Origin of the sequence: Mesorhizobium sp. M7A.F.Ca.CA.002.09.1.1, from assembly GCF_003998555.1 — a bacterium.
GTDB lineage: Bacteria > Pseudomonadota > Alphaproteobacteria > Rhizobiales > Rhizobiaceae > Mesorhizobium > Mesorhizobium ciceri.
Genome location: NZ_RZRR01001594.1, coordinates 1 through 472, shown reverse-complemented (window position 1 = coordinate 472; position 472 = coordinate 1). Strand labels below are relative to the sequence as shown.

The window sequence follows — 472 nt, the reverse complement described above, 5'->3', positions numbered from 1 at the left end:
TGAGTTCTGCATCCGGGGCGCCTTGGTGTCGTAGCCGGCCTCGAGGGCGGCGGCGCGCGGAATGCCCGACCCCGCCTCGCCGACCGGATCGACGCAGCCGAAGATGATGTCGTCGACGTTTGCAGTGTCCAGCCCATTGCGGTCGCGCAGCGCCTCGAGCGTCTTGGCGGCAAGCCGCACCGCCGGCACCTCGTGCAGCGATCCGTCTTTCTTGCCCTTGCCACGCGGTGTGCGCACGGCGTCATAGACATAAGCTTCAGCCATTTGCTTGCTCCTTGGGTTTGCCTGATGTCGCCTTCAGAGAGAGCGTCCGATCAGCAATTTCATGATCTCGTTGGTGCCGCCGTAGATGCGCTGGACGCGGGCGTCGCGGAACATGCGGGCGATCGGGTATTCATTCATGTAGCCATAGCCGCCATGCAGTTGAAGGCATTCGTCGACGACTTTTCCCTGCAGGTCGCTGAGCCAGTAC

Annotated in this window: 1 protein-coding gene and 1 pseudogene; both read right to left on the bottom strand. The window is 62.9% G+C overall.

Annotated elements, in window-relative coordinates:
• Positions 1-264: pseudogene (locus EN994_RS34850) on the bottom strand (acetyl-CoA C-acyltransferase); the annotation flags it as partial.
• Positions 265-297: 33 nt separating this feature from the next.
• Positions 298-472: acyl-CoA dehydrogenase family protein (locus EN994_RS34845; RefSeq protein ID WP_281060237.1), on the bottom strand; the 175-nt coding region annotated here is incomplete at its 5' end.